General features: G+C 37.5%; 15 protein-coding genes. 9 read left to right on the forward strand and 6 right to left on the reverse strand.

All coding sequences use genetic code 11. The annotated features are described in order from the left end of the window. From ACFO6W_RS22955 to ACFO6W_RS22985, 7 genes are all read left to right on the forward strand, one after another. Nucleotides 1-254 (forward strand): hypothetical protein (locus ACFO6W_RS22955; RefSeq protein ID WP_380000899.1); only part of this gene is annotated, 254 nt, incomplete at its 5' end. A gap of 358 nt (nucleotides 255-612) precedes the next feature. Then, nucleotides 613-1149, forward strand: coding sequence for an antirestriction protein ArdA (locus ACFO6W_RS22960; protein WP_380000901.1), 537 nt, complete (start codon nucleotides 613-615; stop codon nucleotides 1147-1149). A 31-nt stretch (nucleotides 1150-1180) separates the two neighbouring features. Next, nucleotides 1181-1909 carry a PRTRC system protein E gene (locus tag ACFO6W_RS22965; protein WP_380000903.1) on the forward strand — a complete coding sequence of 243 codons (729 nt, stop codon included), beginning with the start codon at nucleotides 1181-1183 and terminating at the stop codon, nucleotides 1907-1909. 19 nt (nucleotides 1910-1928) lie between these two features. Continuing rightward, the gene (locus tag ACFO6W_RS22970; RefSeq protein WP_380000905.1) at nucleotides 1929-2144 is read left to right on the forward strand and encodes a PRTRC system protein C; all 216 of its coding nucleotides are present in this window, start codon (nucleotides 1929-1931) and stop codon (nucleotides 2142-2144) included. 10 nt (nucleotides 2145-2154) lie between these two features. Continuing rightward, nucleotides 2155-3204, forward strand: a complete 1050-nt coding sequence (locus ACFO6W_RS22975) for a hypothetical protein (protein ID WP_380000907.1) — start codon at nucleotides 2155-2157, stop codon at nucleotides 3202-3204. Continuing rightward, nucleotides 3185-3880 carry a PRTRC system protein B gene (locus ACFO6W_RS22980; protein ID WP_380000909.1) on the forward strand — a complete coding sequence of 232 codons (696 nt, stop codon included), beginning with the start codon at nucleotides 3185-3187 and terminating at the stop codon, nucleotides 3878-3880. Before ACFO6W_RS22975 ends, ACFO6W_RS22980 begins: the two co-directional genes overlap by 20 nt. Next, nucleotides 3877-4650 carry a PRTRC system ThiF family protein gene (locus tag ACFO6W_RS22985; protein WP_380000911.1) on the forward strand — a complete coding sequence of 258 codons (774 nt, stop codon included), beginning with the start codon at nucleotides 3877-3879 and terminating at the stop codon, nucleotides 4648-4650. The genes ACFO6W_RS22980 and ACFO6W_RS22985 overlap by 4 nt, the downstream gene beginning before the upstream one ends. A gap of 60 nt (nucleotides 4651-4710) precedes the next feature. Here the strand turns inward: ACFO6W_RS22985 and ACFO6W_RS22990 are convergent, their stop codons facing one another. After that, nucleotides 4711-5313, reverse strand: coding sequence for a TetR/AcrR family transcriptional regulator (locus tag ACFO6W_RS22990; protein WP_380000913.1), 603 nt, complete (start codon nucleotides 5311-5313; stop codon nucleotides 4711-4713). Between the two features lie 244 nt (nucleotides 5314-5557). Between ACFO6W_RS22990 and ACFO6W_RS22995 the strand changes: the two genes are divergently transcribed. Next, nucleotides 5558-6823 carry an aminotransferase class I/II-fold pyridoxal phosphate-dependent enzyme gene (locus tag ACFO6W_RS22995; RefSeq protein WP_380000915.1) on the forward strand — a complete coding sequence of 422 codons (1266 nt, stop codon included), beginning with the start codon at nucleotides 5558-5560 and terminating at the stop codon, nucleotides 6821-6823. After that, nucleotides 6804-8015, forward strand: coding sequence for a hypothetical protein (locus ACFO6W_RS23000; protein WP_380000917.1), 1212 nt, complete (start codon nucleotides 6804-6806; stop codon nucleotides 8013-8015). The genes ACFO6W_RS22995 and ACFO6W_RS23000 overlap by 20 nt, the downstream gene beginning before the upstream one ends. A 476-nt stretch (nucleotides 8016-8491) precedes the next feature. Here the strand turns inward: ACFO6W_RS23000 and ACFO6W_RS23005 are convergent, their stop codons facing one another. The 5 genes from ACFO6W_RS23005 to ACFO6W_RS23025 form a co-directional block, all read right to left on the reverse strand. Continuing rightward, the gene (locus ACFO6W_RS23005; protein WP_380000946.1) at nucleotides 8492-9826 is read right to left on the reverse strand and encodes a glycoside hydrolase family 20 protein; all 1335 of its coding nucleotides are present in this window, start codon (nucleotides 9824-9826) and stop codon (nucleotides 8492-8494) included. After that, on the reverse strand, nucleotides 9823-10575 hold the full coding sequence (locus ACFO6W_RS23010; protein ID WP_380000919.1) for a family 20 glycosylhydrolase: 753 nt from the start codon (nucleotides 10573-10575) through the stop codon (nucleotides 9823-9825). Before ACFO6W_RS23010 ends, ACFO6W_RS23005 begins: the two co-directional genes overlap by 4 nt. Before the next feature lie 33 nt (nucleotides 10576-10608). Further along, nucleotides 10609-13257 carry a family 78 glycoside hydrolase catalytic domain gene (locus tag ACFO6W_RS23015; RefSeq protein ID WP_380000921.1) on the reverse strand — a complete coding sequence of 883 codons (2649 nt, stop codon included), beginning with the start codon at nucleotides 13255-13257 and terminating at the stop codon, nucleotides 10609-10611. Between the two features lie 672 nt (nucleotides 13258-13929). Next, a complete protein-coding gene (locus tag ACFO6W_RS23020) occupies nucleotides 13930-14784 on the reverse strand; it encodes a hypothetical protein (protein ID WP_380000923.1) in 855 nt (284 codons plus the stop codon). Nucleotides 14785-14827: 43 nt separating this feature from the next. Further along, nucleotides 14828-16546 (reverse strand): RagB/SusD family nutrient uptake outer membrane protein, encoded by a 1719-nt coding sequence (locus ACFO6W_RS23025; RefSeq protein ID WP_380000925.1) that lies wholly within the window; start codon nucleotides 16544-16546, stop codon nucleotides 14828-14830. Between the last annotated feature and the right edge of the window lie 5 nt (nucleotides 16547-16551).

The raw sequence follows: 16551 nt of genomic DNA on the forward strand, positions 1-16551 counted from the left end.
CAAGCGTACTCCCTGCTTATTTTTTTTACAGGATAGACGTCATCGCGGAGACGCTTACAGATTTTGTTGACAGGTGCTGGTATTCAGCATTATATGAAGAGGGTTTTCGTATCTTTTTTCAGGCTTTAGATGACAATGGCCGGATTTTACTGCAACGCAAAGACGGGATTATAATTGAAGAACTACCCGCCGGATACCAACATATAACCGAACACGGAATGTCAGAGCCTGATGAAAGAATTTTTCCGGAATAGCATCAATTATAACTCTTATAACCCCGATTTTGAAATTTAAACACATCACATCTTTATAAAATCATATAAAGGACAGCTATATTATTCTCTTCTTACTAGAATAGCATTTTCATTCATTTCACTTCCTTAAGTAAAATATCCAAGCCGGATAGGTCTAAAAAATCAATCGGGTTTATTCCTCTTTTTCTCCGGTAAAGGTAATACGTGTTTTGGGCTGTTCAAGTTCAAGCCATTCGGTTTCTTCGAAAAATAGCCGCCGCTGCGCGTTGCGGTATTTTTCTCGAAAAACTTGACCAAGACAAAACACGAACCTTTTATTACCTCGAAAAATTCAGGAATAAACCCAATATGTATTATTATGGATAGGTTGATAAACATGATGGATGCAAGGATATATGTATCCACTGATTATGTATATAACAGCGGAAACTTTTTTGGACAATGGATGCAATTATGCGATTATAAGAATAAGCAGGAATTCAGATCGGCATTTTGTTCACTATATCCTTCAGAAAAGGAACCTGTATTATTAATCCTCTACTGGCAGGATGTACCAAAGCCTTTAATCTGTATAAATGATATTTCATCAAAAATATTTAAGTTGATGAATCTTCTTTCCGGTTTTGACAGCTACCGGAACAAAGCGTTCCATCTATGGATTGATCGATTTAGCCCAGAAATTTTTAATTGCAAATCAAGAGAGATTATCCGATTATTTGAAAACTCCTATCAGGGATATTATGAAGAAACGGAATTATTCGGCAGGTACTATGCCAAAGAATGCCTTGCAATAACCAATCCTGACTTTGATTATGCATTGTTTGGCGTGCAGCTGCTTGAAGAACAATTTATACAAATTGAAGGCTATGTATTTAAAAGAATAACAATAAACTAATTACTTGAATTATAAATTAAAATCAGATCTTATGTTTTTTACAAGATTATCAGAATTAATGCAGGAAGGTCAGATCGTAAATCTGAACCTGCTGAAAAAAGGGGATAGGCTGATTGTCAGCCTTATGCCTAAAGTACAGGACATGCCGGGATCGGCGATAATAAAGCTTATTCCCCTGAATGTAAGCGGAACCCCTACAGAGCTGGATCAGGGATTCCTGGAAGCAATCAGCCAACCGCTGCAGGAACGTTTAGGCCTTTTAACCAATGTGGATGCTTTCCGCGAGAACACAAAAGTGGCAACATCGAAGAAAACGCAGGTTACCACTACCAATGCGGCAAAAGATACCAAGACATCTAAAAGTGAACGTATGCTTGCAGATGCAGAGGTTCATGAAAAAGCCGGTCGCTGGCCGGAAGCCTACGCAATTTATAAAAAAGTATCAGCGGCAGATCCTGACAATATAAAACTGAAAGAAAAGGTCATGGAAGTATGGAGTAAAATGGCTCAAAGACCGCTTTTTGAACCTGAAGAGGATGAGATACAGGTAGAAGCCGAAGATACTTTGGCGGATCCATCAATGGAAGATGATAGTGACGAAGAAACTGAGGAAGAGGAAATAGATGATGAGGAGTCTGAGGACTTAGAAGTTACCGGAACTGGTGTTCCGGAACAGGACAATATTTCATCTCAGCCCACAGAACAGGCTCCTGTAGATATGTTCGCTCAAATAATGGGAATAGCAAAAAAAATAGGTTAAACATAAAAGAGATAAACATATGGCACTAAATATAACAACCGTAACACGGGTATTCAGGATTGAGAAAACAGACATAGAACTCAATGATATTGATCCGGAAATGTCACTGGAAGATGTAATGGGATTTTACTCCGCCATTTATCCCCAGTTAACAACAGCAAGCGTACAAGGCCCCGAATTCGAGGACGATAAAGCAGTATATACATTCAAAACAACCATAGGAACTAAAGGATGAGAAAACAGTTATGCGAACAACAACAATCATTGCACCAAAAAATAGGACGCATTCTAAGCAGCGAAGAGTCGCGCAAAGGCATCCGGTGGGGGATACACAATTACAAAAGGAAATTACAGAAGTCGGAAAACCAGTTAATGGTTTTCTGACCACTGTATTTAAACCGTTCTATGAAGCAGATGTAAATCCGATGTTTCAACCGGACAGTTATCATTACCTCTATGATTCGGCAAAGAACTGTGCCGGATTGTTCGGCGAAAACTTTGTGTTGGATCCGGAACCCAGAAACTTCGAGGCTATTTGTGATAAACTTAATAGCCTTTTACCCAATGATTTGGAGGTACGTTTGTTTGAAAAGAATAACAAAATACGCCTGAAAATTATAGATAATCTGGCTGATAACCTCCTGTATTATATCCCTTGTAAGATAATAGATGAAACACAAGGTGTATTCCGTAATATCCTGATTGAATTCTTCCGGCTGTTGCAGGATAAACAAAGGATGACACCATTGTTGGAAAGCCAGCATTTTGAAATGTGGAAAGAAGAAGTGGAAAGCTATTGTGAAAATACAGGGGAGGAGCCGGAGGATATATGGATGGAACTGGTAAAACGATATATAGAAGGAGATATATCACAAACATTAAATCTGGTGGATCAGAAGCCGGAATTTGATGTTTATTCCCTCAGGGCGTTGATCGACCACTATAAGCCGGCTTCCGCCAAAGAGAAAAAAATACTTTCCGGGATGAGAAAAGGACTCAAGCTGCTAAGGACAGGGAAAGTGCTGTTGCATTATACGAATGCTCCGAGGCATCACAGTGATGAATATCCCGTTGATGCCGATGAAACCTTTATGATCATTTATGATGATGATCTTATTCTTGAGAACCTGATAGAATATATGAATAATTATGCCTATGAATCCGGCTATGAATTTTTCTCGTCTGTAAACAGGACAGTGACACCCCGTACAAAAGGCCTGTTTAAGCCTGATAAGTTTGTGATTGAATTTTTAGAATGGATAAACGATTTTAGTTATGTATTATACAACGGATGAAATATTAGAACAATCGGCTGGAGTTAGCAAGCCTGTTATCGCACTGGTGGCCTATAAAGATAAAGATAAGGATAGTGAATATTATATTGAGTCCCATACTATTGACCCGGAGGGAAGGTTGCTGGAGGGAGTCCCTTTAAGTAAAGAATGTATCTCTGATCTTGTCAGTGGTTTCTCCTTAGAGCAAAGTCAGATGCCTTCGGGGAAAATACCGGCTAACCTGCTCTATGCGGACAACCGGACAGGGCATGAAAGGTATGTCTGGTTTAATCCTCCGGGACAACGCATGATGTATTTTACCAAAGACCTGAATCTGGAAAATGCCATGTACTATATCCCCGGCGTGCTTTATGTAGCTACAAACATTTCACTCCATATTTATGCATTTAAAGGGAAGAAACCGGTCAACAAGCTCTATAAAGCACCTTTTTTCAATGTGACGGAATCCAGTGTTTGTTTGGGAAATGCAAGTTTGGATTATCCGGAATCACCGGATTACAACGATCTTTTGTTGTATTGGGAGAAGAAATTCTGGATGACCGAGTTTTCCCATTTGGGAGGACATAGTAATCCGACAAAGAGCAACCTGTTTACAGCGACTCAAAAATGGCAGGATGGATTTGACTATGAAGAGTTATTGCCATACGATAAGACACTTAAAGATTTAATCAAATGAAAAAGAGATATCATTATACAGACAAATACCTGCTGAATCCGTCCCATCCGGTCACTGTGATCATGATCGGTTGCGGAGGAACCGGCTGCCGTGTACTCACTTCTTTAGCAATGATGGATGCAAGTCTTCAGGCTTTAGGGCATCCGGGACTTTACGTTACGGTTTATGACGGGGATATAGTAGAAACACCGAATATAGGGCGCCAATTGTTTTATGAATGCGACCTTTCCCTGAATAAAGCCGTGGTATTGGTTTCCAGGATTAACCGCACCTTTGGTTCGGCATGGAATGCAGTTCCTGAGCATTTCAATAAAAAAACAGCAGGTGGAGCCAATATTTACATATCCTGTGTGGATAATGTAAAAGCACGATTGGAAATAGGCGAAATCTTGTCTAAAACAGGGAATGGATCATATAGTCCTTATCAGAATCCCCTATACTGGATGGATTATGGCAATATGCAGAAGACAGGGCAGGCCGTTCTGGGTACGCTGCAAAATATTGAACAGCCTAAGTCCAGAAAATATGAGAACATTTCGCAGTTACCGGTTATAAGTGAACGTTTTGACCTGAAGAAGATAAAAGATAAGGATTCCGGACCTTCCTGTTCGCAAGCTCAGGCTTTATCAAAACAAGACCTGTTCATTAACAGTTCTTTGGCGACATTGGGTTGTCATATTTTATGGGAATTATTAAAAGAGGGCAGGACTGATAAAGCCGGATTGTATTTGAATTTGGAGAATTTACGAGCCAACAGCATTCCTGTATAACAGGAATGCTTATTTTCATAAATAGAAAGAGAGAATGAAATGTATATTTTTACAAACTACTCACTTTAATTTAATTAAATCGTAAATATGCATAAAGTCTTTTTTCAACTCTTCTAAATCCTGTCCATTCTTATGAAAAATGCCAATATAACTATCCCCAAGATATGATTTCACAAATATAGAGGCTAATCTTTTAATATCAACATTTTCACTAATTTCGTTGTTCTCGATCGCTGCCTTTATAATATCCTCCCATACTTTATTCTCTATTTCAAGCCACTGGAGAACTTTATTGATAAAATTAGGATAAAAAAACAGAGCCTGGAGTTCAATATTAAAATAAGCCAGATTGAAGTTTGTTATGCCAAGATTGTTGACACGTTGATTTTCCTCGTAACAGTGTTCAATAAAGTTACCAATAAAATTTTTTAATATAAACTTTTCAGTATCCCTTACAGGTATTTGCAAAATAGAACCTCGCTTGAATACAAATTCTTCAATAACGGCCATAAAGAGATTTTCTTTTGTCTTGAAATGATAAGATATCGCGCCTCTGGTCACGCCCGTTATTTTCTCAATTTCATCAAATGTTGTACGTTCATAAGAACTTTGTACCAAAAGTTTAAATGTCTCAAATAGAATTTTATCTTTCGTTTTTTTCATACACTACATACACTTTACAAATAATAAGAAACAAAAGTAATATTAAAAAAGTAATAATCATAATGTTATACCTGTTAGTCTCTGATAGAAACAGAAATATTATATAAAATCGATTCCATATAGCCTGGATATAATTTTTCTGTAAAAAAAAATAACAATTAGTATATTATAATTAACTGAAAACTTTAAATTTGCTAAAATAATACCGAACGTTCAACATGTTTTTAAGAAAGATTAAATTATTATGGAAGATTATCGTATTAGTCTAACAGCAAACCGCAAGAGTAAAGATGGTTCAATTATGGGGAAAGTATTGGATTTTAAAGAAGAGATGATAAAACATGAGAATTCCTCCTACAATGTATATAAAAAAAATCCTTTTATCACAGCTTGTGACCGCCAAGTAAGATATATTGATCGCCATGAATCTAAAGAGCAAAATGCCATTATGTTTGGTTCCAATAGTTATCTAGGCCTTTGTAATTCAGAATATGTAATTAATAAATCTATTGAATGTATTAAAGAACTCGGTGTTGGTTCCGGAGGTGTTCCTCTTTTAACAGGAACGACGATTGTTCAAAATGAACTGGAGCGCTCAATTTCTTCACTTACGGGTTTTGAAGACAGCATTCTTTTTACTTCAGGATATTGCGCTAATTTAGGAATGGTTTCAGGCTTATTAGGTCCGGAAAACTTAATAGTTCATGATAAGTTGAATCATGCCAGCCTGATTGATGGAACTATTTTATCCGGAGCAAAAATGTTACGTTTTAAACATAATGATTTAACCCATTTAGAAAAAATACTGAAGGAAAATACTTCAAAATATCCCGGTGGTATCTTGGTAGTAACAGACGGTGTATTCAGTATGGATGGTGATATTGCAGATATTCCGGCTATATTAAATATTGTTCGAAGATACAAATGCCTGTTGGCTATAGATGAAGCACATGCAACAGGTGTAATTGGTGAAAATGGAGGCGGGACGCTTTCTTATTTTAATATTGGTTATTCTAAAGATATAATTCTTACAGGCTGTTTAAGTAAAGCACTCGGTGTGGTTGGTGGCTATATCTCTGCAAGTCAGGAGATAATCGATTACCTGAGAGTATACGCACGAAGTAATATGTTCTCAACATCGTTGCCTCCGGGTGATTGTGCATCTGTCCTGGCATCTTTAGAATTAATAAGATCCACAGATATTGTTAAACGCTTGTTTTTTAACTCAAACTATCTGAGAGAGAAGTTAAAAGATAATGGCTTTGAAATCTTAAACAGCAAAACGGCGATAATCCCCGTAATCATTGGAGATGATTTAAAAGCCTCACTTATATCTAAAGATGCTTTAGATTTAGGTGTTGTTGTAAATCCCATATTTACTCCGGCCGTACCTGCAAATTTATCGCGGTTAAGAATAAGTGTAATGGCTACTCATACAAAAAGTGATTTGGATATGCTTGTTTCAATTTTAATTAATCTGTTCAATAAATATGACATACAGAGACTTTAAATGTGAATGGTTGACGGATATTAATCTGATAGATGAAGAACAATGGAAATTAATTTTCGGTACCAAACATATAACAGGCATAAATTTTATTAAATCTATACAACAATCTAATATTCCGGATGTAGAATTTTACTATCTACTGATTACAGAAAATTCAAAAACTGTTGCGATAGTACCATGCTTTTATTTTAAACTGGATTTGATTGATTTGCTTGATGAATCAAGTTTAAAGGTTTTATTTTATAAAGTAAGAAGTAAATTTCCAAGATTTCTTAAAATTAAAACTTTTGTTATAGGATCCTATGCTGCCAGTTGTGAATATTTTGTAGGTGTAAGTAGTGGATATAAAAATTGTGAGGCGGTAATATTCTCTTTGATAAACAAACAATTGAAATTAAAGGCAAAAAACAAAAATGCCAAACTAATATTAATTAAAGAAATCAGGGAAACACAAATTGATAAGGCAAGAAACACACTAGGGAAAAATTTTTGTTTCTGCCGGTCTTTTCCCAATTCCTTTGTGCCAACATTCCCGGAATGCAGGCCATATCCGAATGCTTTAAAAGCTAACCATCAGCGGCGATACCGAAAGAAACGAAACGAATATAATAAGTATTATACATGGGAAATAATCAGGGATATTACTCCCTATAAAGACATATTCGAAGAAATGTATTTAAATGTTCTCCGTAAAGCTAAAAATAAACTTGAAATTTTAAATGGATCTTTTTTTCTTAATCTGAACAGGAATCTTCCTGATAATACTTTTTTTATCATATCAAGAGACGGAAAAGGATTGATCAGGTCTATGGCTTTAGTTGTAGAGGAGGAGGACCGGTTAATCCCATTATATTTGGGTATGACCTATGGAACGGATGATGCCAGAATCCTTTATATAAATATGTTATTTAAGATTATTGAACTCTCTGAACAGATGGATAAGGGAATAGTAGAATTTGGACAAACCAGCTATTATCCTAAAATAATGTCAGGAGCCTTTATCGAATGGATATACTATGGTTTCTCTTCGTACAATAAATTAATCTTAAAATTATTACAATATATTACCCGAATGAATCTGTTCAAAATTAAACTGTTGCCCCATGTTTACAAAAATAAAATAGCAAATGAAATCATTTTTAAAATTGAAAAAGAGTACAAATTTAAAGTCTGTAATAAGAAAATAATCTAAGGGAAGAATTCTTTTGGTACTTTTGTATCTATACTATACAGAAAAATAGAATCTAATTGATATTCAATTGATAAGGAAGAGAAAAGAGAGAGACAGGTAACGATTTAGAAACAACCGGGATACCTCGTTCTGCTTTATTTTCATAGATTCAAATAACTCTTTCAGCAAAGATACACAATGTTTTTTAATACAAAGAAACATCCCTGATATTTCAAAAGGCCAGGCAAATAAGTCAATAAATATATTCTTTATATAACTAATGGTCGGCGCTGGTTGGATAATAGCCGAATCATTTTCTTTGGAAATTTAAGGAAGCTATATTAAAAGTTATATAATTTTATGACTGGTTACAATCTTTATCGATAAAATGATTCATATCCCTTTTAAATTTATTGATTTCTTAAAATTTCACTAATACAGTAATATGATACTGAAAATAAATAATTTACCCGGTTTTATCCGGGCCTGTTTATATGTTATTTGACGATTACTTCATCAACAAAGAGAAATCCTACTTTTTGACTTTCCTTATCAGGCTTTGCAATGTAGCGAATATAACGGCCACCCGTCTTTCCGTTCCATCCGAAGTTCTTAAGAAAAAAGCCAGTCTGAGTAAAAGGTATATCATTTTTTACAGTTGTCAACAAAGTAAAATTTTTATTGTCTGGAGATATAGATATTTCTACTTCTTTAGGCATCCAGTACCAACCAAAGCCGTCCTGCATAAATGTAGCTTCTATAGAATTTATTACCTGTACAGTTTCCATATCTATTACTATATCCATGCTATTGCCTATAAATCCTTGCCAACGATTGTCATCCGGAGCCCAGCCACCCAGCAATCCGTCTGTTAAAGCTGTTTTTCCTCCTGCCGTATATTCATACGTATACATTTTCTTATATTCAACAGGCTTTTGATAGGCCAGGTGACATACCGTGTCAGCATATTCTCTACGTTGTCCCACTTCATTTTTGAGATCAAATGGACTATACCCTTTAGACTGCATAAATTCAACGGCTTTCAATGCATTCTTTCTGAATCTCTCGTATGACTTTTTTTCAGGTAATGACCAGCCTGTTTCCGCTATTGCCAAAGCTCTCGGCCAAATCATCATTTCTTCATTTTCTTCTGTAGGAATATATTCAGCCCAAACATTGCCTTGTATACCCAATATATGTTTTAGTGCTTCCATATCCAGAGAATCCGGAACTGGGTTATATGCATAAACCTTCTCTAATGGAGTGTAACCGGCCCATGACAGAACATGCGCATCCGGCGCATCCTGATAAAAATTAAGGTAACAATAATTAATAGGTGTCATAATTGCATCATGCCCTTTTCGTGCGGCATCAATACCATACTTCTCACCCTGCCAGGACATAACAGTAGCATTTGGAGCCAGCCCTCCCTGCATTATTTCATCCCAACCCAAAAGCCTGCGTTCATTGGCATTCAGGAAAGTCTCAATGCGATGAATCATATAACTCTGAAGTTCATCCGCATCCTTCAACGCTTCTTGATTCATCAGTCTATTACATTTGGCACATGTTCTCCATCCATTTTTTTCAGCTTCATCACCGCCTATATGGATAAGTTCGGAAGGGAAAAGCTCCATTACTTCACTTAATACATTTTCGAGGAAAACAAACGTTTGAGGATTACCGATACAAAAATCTGAATTCACATATGGCTCTCCAGCACAGGATAGCTCAGGAAAAGCCGCCAGTACTTCTTCACTATGCCCTGGCATCTCTATCTCCGGTATAATTGTAATATATCTTTTGGCAGCATATTCAACGACTTCTTTTATATCTTCCTGTGTATAATAACCACCATATGCCCCTGTGTGCCTTTACTGCAATATTGTTTTCCATTATCTGACCATTCTACAAGGTTCTCATGAAGCCGCCATGCAGTTTTATCTGTCAGTTCAGGATATTTCTTTATTTCGATCCTCCAGCCCGCACCATCAACTAAATGCCAATGAAGACGATTCATCTTATAATAGGCCATCATATCTATTTGCTTTTTTATGAATTCCTTCGAAAAGAAATGTCTGGACACATCTATAAGAAGTCCCCGGTATTTAAGATATGGATAATCATTTATTGAAATTGCAGGGATCTTTTCCATGCCATATTGTTCTACAAGTTGCAATAATGTCTGAATGCCATAGAATATGCCGGCTCCGTCTGTTGCTTCTATTTTGATTCCTGAAGAATTAATTTGTAAATGATAAGATTCAGAATTTTCTTTGTTCGTACTTTCTACCAAAAGTAACTGAAGGGTTCCTGTCTTTTCTTTTTGCGCTTCTTTGTTAAGCAGTAGTGATGATAGCCTTAAATATTCTAAAATACGATTCTTTTCATCACCTATCATATTTGTATAAACCGAGGTATTTGTATTCAGCGCGAATGTGCCAGTCCCTATAATTATTTCCCGTGGTATAGGTATGATCTGTATAGATTCTACATTTTCGATTTTATTTCCATTACAGGAAATAAGGAAAAGGCTTATTCCTATTAAAACCAGAGAGGATATTTTGTGAAGTGTATTCATAGTTATTAATCTAAGTAAAGGATAAAAATTCAATCAAAGCTCACTTATAATCTGATATTTACCACTTTCCACCTGCATTATTTCGGAATTATTCTTATTGCCGTTTATAAATGTTTTTCCATTAACAGGAAGCGTAACAGTTGCGCTACAACCAACAGGAATGTCCACATCCAGTATATATTTATCGTCTGCCAGTTTCCATTCGACAGACAAGTTTCCGAAAGGTGTGTCTTTCAAAACTTTTACCCATTCAATACCTTTTATCAATTGAGGCTGGATCGATACATGCCTGTAGCCTGCCTGCTCTTCATCAGGAATGATGCCGCCCAATGCCTGATAGAACCACGAGCCAATACTATTATAGCAGTTGTGTATATGGCTACGTTCTCCATTCCAGTGTTCCCATGTTGTAGTAGCGCCATTGTCTATCATATAGAGATATCCGGGATATTCTCTTTTTTTCAACATATTATACATATAGTCAGCGGAACCAGTCTGTGTAACCCATTGGGTAATAACAGGTACACCAACCAGCCCTGCAGACAAATGCCCATTAAACCGTTTTTCTGTTTCTTTATGTAAAGTATTTATTACATCCTGTGTTATATTTAGAGGAGTTGCTCCCACCAGCAACGGATACACCAGGTCTATTTGTGTACCTGTAGAATAACTCTTTCGTTCAGGGTTATAGAATGCAAAATGTATCCGATTATTCAGTTCATCACGTTTCTTGGCAAACTCATTTTTATCTTCATTATAACCCAAAATTCCGGCTATTTTTTCCATTGTATTATAACAGTTACTGACAAAGCAATTGGCAACCAAGTCTACTGATAGGGCATTCGTTTGGTCTATACCTTCCGGCGTTGCCCAATCCCCTAAATACCAGTTCCTGTATTCTGTATCGGGCCATTGTTTCAGCAATCCGTCTTTCATATATAATTTTACATATTCCAACCATTTTTTCATTACCGGATAATGCTTTTTTATCAGCCGCTTGTCACCATAGTTGACATAGGTCTGCCATGAACCTGTTATAATAAAGCCGCACCAATAAGGGCCTCCGCCAGCTGAACAAGGACAAGGCGCAATATGCGGCATACTACCATCTTCTCGGATGCAATCTGCCCATGCCTGCATCCAGTTATTGTATAGCGGAGCAAGGTTATACATGGTTTGTGCCGTTAAAGTAGAGGCATTACCATCGCCTCCATATCCCAGCCGTTCGAGATGCGGACAGTCTACCATATATCCGCCGATAGTAAGGCAATGCAGGGTATACTGCACCATATCATGTATTGCATTCAGATCTCTATCAGAACAGCTAAAGGAAGAATTTCCGCCATAATCTGTATGGATCAGATAAGAAGATATATCCGACAACGCAGGGCATTCTCTAAGATTAGTTATTTTGATATACCTGTATGCATGGTAGTTGAATTTGTTTATAAATGTTTCATTATTCTTTCCCGAAGCAATATAGTAATCGCAGTCATTCTTATCCCTGAAACTTCCGTCATTGTTCAGAAAATCGCAATAACTAATCTTTATTTTCTGGTTTTCTCTTAATTGGGGGAATTTAATTTCTGTCCAACCGGTTATATTCGTGCCAATATCAAATATCCAGGTTGAATCATTTAATTGTTTAACAGAAATGGGATTCACTGTTTTCTGTATTCTGTCCGGCTCTACCATTTGCGGGGAAGCTACATGCCGGGGTATTTTCGCACATCGGGCTTTCTCCCATCCCACACTATTAAGTGAGCCGGAAGTGAAATCCGGTAAAAGTTCAGTCGCATTTATTATTTCTCCTTCAAATTGCCATGCCGTCCATTTTCCCGGATCTGAATAACCACTTCTTCTTGCAAGCCAAGTTTCGTCAGTATTAACCGGATTTATCCATTTCCCTTTAAAGTATGTTTCCAACTGAGCCCTAGCATAGGGGCCTCCGCTCACTACACCCTGATTCCTGTACCATCCTTTCCCTAACCACAAAACTAAATCATTCTTACCCTTTTTCAGGAAAGAAGACACATCATATGTCACAACCAAAGAACGCTTATCAAACTGTGATACCGCCGGAGTAAGGACAACATCACCAACTCTTTTGCCATTTAGATATATTTCATGATAACCTAATGAGTTGACATGCAATAAAGATATTTGTCCTTCGCCTGTGCAGTTGAATGTTTTTCTTAATAATGGAGATTCTGCTTTTGCATCTTCTGTTATTGCTCCTCCAATAAAAACAGCATCCCAATCATTGGTAGATAGTAAACCTATGGAAAAAGAGGCATTCTCACTCCAGGTCGTAACATTTCCTTTCTCATCCCATATCCTTACTTTCCAATAAACCAAACTTCTCGATTTCAAGGCTTTTCCTGAATATGGAATCCACACAGACTTATCTGATTTTACTTTTCCGGAATCCCATAAATCGCCATTATCCTTTGATAACAATTGTTCATCGGAAGCAGCAAGTATCTGATAATACAACTGTTTAAATCCATTTCTTTCCGATTTAATTTTCCAGCTGAGATTAGGCGATATATTATCTATACCCAATGGATTTTTGAGAGCCTCACATTGTAAATCATATAATCCTGCCTGAGCTGAAATTATAGGAGATATTGATAATCCTATCGAAAACAAGAATAAAAAGGATAGAATAGTCTTTTTCATAATAATTAATATTAGGGCAAACGCATGAAAATAGAGGATTTTTAGCTATCGATTTATTTTGAATTTATTAACTGTATTTAGTTAAAATCTGACATATCTGACACTTTTTCAGCTATTAGCTGATAGCTTTTAGCCGGTAGCTTTTTGAAAACTCTCATATCCTCTCGTTTCATCGGATTTGCCCTTTGTTGGCGCGGACTTCTAGTCCGTGTCTTGCTCGATAGAGCAAAATGTTTGCTACGCAACACACAGACGGGACGTCTGCGCGATCGGGCCAACTTTCAACTTTCAATTAAAAAAGGTAACACATGTAACAGTTTTTTCAGTCAACAGTTATCAGTTAACAACTTGTATCTTGTATCTCGTCTACTCGTAACTGCCTGCAGGGCGAAGAAATAACATTCGCCGAAGCGAAGGCGAGGCAAACTCGTAACTTTTCTGCTAATCAATTTTTCAAAGAGCTATAAGCCAATAGCTAAAGGCTATCAGCTATATATAGATAAACTTTCTGCATAAAAACACATATTTTGTGCGTTTGCCCTGAATTAATATAATAAAGTTTATAAAATAAATATCGAAATCAAGAAAGTCAGAGAGTGAATTATTACTCTCTGATTTTCTTTAAATAATGTGAATCAGAAATCAGAATACAGTACTGATTCCTTCAAATTGTCATTCTTTAGCTCTGAAAATCCAAAAATACGCTTCGTCATTCCATTCCCGGGGTTCCATCCAATGAGCTAATACCATCCTGTCTTCTTCCAATTCGACGATGTCAAATTCGTATACATCGTATATATACCAAAAATCGTAGTGAGGAACCCGTCCTGCCAAAATGGATGTTCCTCCATTTATGCGTAATTTTCCATGAGACCAGATTTCATCTGGCTCCCATATATTCATTAGCTTTTGCGACATATCAAAGGTAAAAGTTCCTGTTTCTGTTTTTGTTCCGGAGGCATTGGTTTTAGAGAATGCAGCCCCCCGTATAGAGAACGACATAGTTGCTCCTTCTCCCCATCCGGCTTGGTTCCACCATCCACCTTCCAATTCTGAAAGGTCTGTCGGATCCCATGGCTCATGACTATCCATATATCCTCCTGCACCAAAAGGATCTTCGTCAACTTCCCATTCCCAAACTTTTGTTCCGTTTCCACAGAATAGACCCCATTCCGGTGGAACTGGAAAATATAAATCTTGAATATCCACTTCAAACTTCTTAGTTATCATCGATCCGCTTGGATTCAATCCTTTGAAAGTAACTGTCAGAGGCCCTTCTACCACAATTATGGCCGTATCTACAACCTGTTGATTGGTAACGCCAAAAGAGTAGTCCCATTCACCCAAAATGGGCGAGTGATTTTCAAATATCAGTTTATTGGTATTCTTACCATTCACAACAACAGCCCTGACTGAAACATCAAGTTCATCGGCAGTATAATCCCTACCCATCGAATATTCTTTCTCAATAGGGCTACAAGCTATTAACAGAGTCAATGACAGTATTGTATATATTATCTTTTTCATAATTTATATCTTTTAATTTGGCGTATAATTCTTTAATAATATGTTACCATCCACGATATTCAGCTTCGGTAGTTCCCCAACCTTCATTTTGCACCAGAACTCCGGCAGACCGAGCAATCTGAGTTCCCGGTATCGGCCAGAATCCTCCGGTAGCCGCATATCGGGCTACCCAACCGCCGCCATATGATGCCATTTGCACAGGATCGCCTGCCATATTCCTCACCATTACATCTCCCTGCCGGGCCAATGCAGTAGGAGCATCCCCCCAACGCATCAGGTCGTACCAACGAACTCCTTCAAATGCCAGTTCAAGCCTACGCTCTTTCTTCAATGCATCCAGAGTATAAGCACCGATACCTGTTAGTCCGGCACGGTCGCGTACTTTATTTATTCCTGCTGCCGTTTGAGTCAGTTCGGAGTGCATTAAAAGTACATCAGCGAAACGTATAAGCACAAGGTCTTGAGTGGAAGCCAGTTCTACAGGAGCTCTAGGGGTATTGTACATAAGAGGGGAATAAGAAGTAAGGAATTCCGAACCACCATCTGTATGATCATAAGCTGTAATGGCCAGATATTTCTTTTGGACATAACCTGTTTCCTCCATTTGCAAATCGGCACCCCATTGAAAATCAGGCAAATCATTCTCTACATCGATAATCGATCCCCACAGGCGGATATCATTCGGTTCTGCTGTTTTCCAATATTCTACAAGTTGAGGATTAACTGTTCCCGCACCATAACCTTCTCCGAATGGGAAAGTAGATGTATTTCCATTTGGCGTGCGTATTCCAAAATGCGTGGCATGCATATTAGTATAGCCTGTCTGGTCCCAGCTACCAAAATTGTTAAACTTAATAGCAAATACAGTTTCTTCATTACCATCGCCTACCCATTTCACTTTTTTATCTTTCGCCCATTGGTAATCTATGGCTGTATATTCATTTGAATAAGGCCAAAGGTTATAAAAACCATTTCCCGGATTTGTGTTATCAATGATTAATCCATGTCCGCTGTTTTCGATACAGTCGTTCAGCCAATTGATCACTTCAGCTTTTGTCACGCTGCCTCCTTCTACCAAAGACAACGCGTCTTTTTTATAATATCCTGTATAGAATAAGAAAACACGAGCCATCAGCGCCTCTGCCGACCATTTGGTGGCATGTCCGGCCATTTCGGGATTGTATTTATCTGTTCCCATCATACCGATTGCATTCTTCAAATCAGAAGCTATCTGGGCATAAACTTCATTAGCCGGAGATTTGGGCAGATTTAAAGCTTCTGTCGTCAGCATCAATGGAACCTCTCCGTATACCTGTGCCAGTTCGAAATAGAACATAGCCCGTAAATAGAGAGCTTCACCAATTATCTGATTTTTTTGTTGTTCATTCTTCCAAGCTTTTACCCTATCTATGTTCTCAAACAATAAGTTTACTCTTTGGATTCCTCTGTAGCGTCCCCACCACAAGCCACCGCACATATCTGTGCCGACGTTCATCAGCCGGTCTATTGCATGCATAAACTTATCACCTTCCCCGCCACCACCAAAACGGTCGTCAGAAGCTAATTCCGCAAGGTAAAAGCCGGATAATATATCAACATTCATCGAAGCATAAGCACCCGTCAGCATCTGATTGATATCGTCCACTGTTTCAGGGAAATTAGTCAGTTCTTTTTCATTATAGCTCTTAGTGTCCAGAAAGTCATCGCAACTTACCAAAGATAAGATAGTAACTATTGATATAAAATATATTATTCGTTTCATATCCT

Origin of the sequence: Dysgonomonas termitidis (assembly GCF_042654545.1) — a bacterium.
Classification (GTDB): Bacteria; Bacteroidota; Bacteroidia; order Bacteroidales; family Dysgonomonadaceae; genus Dysgonomonas; species Dysgonomonas termitidis.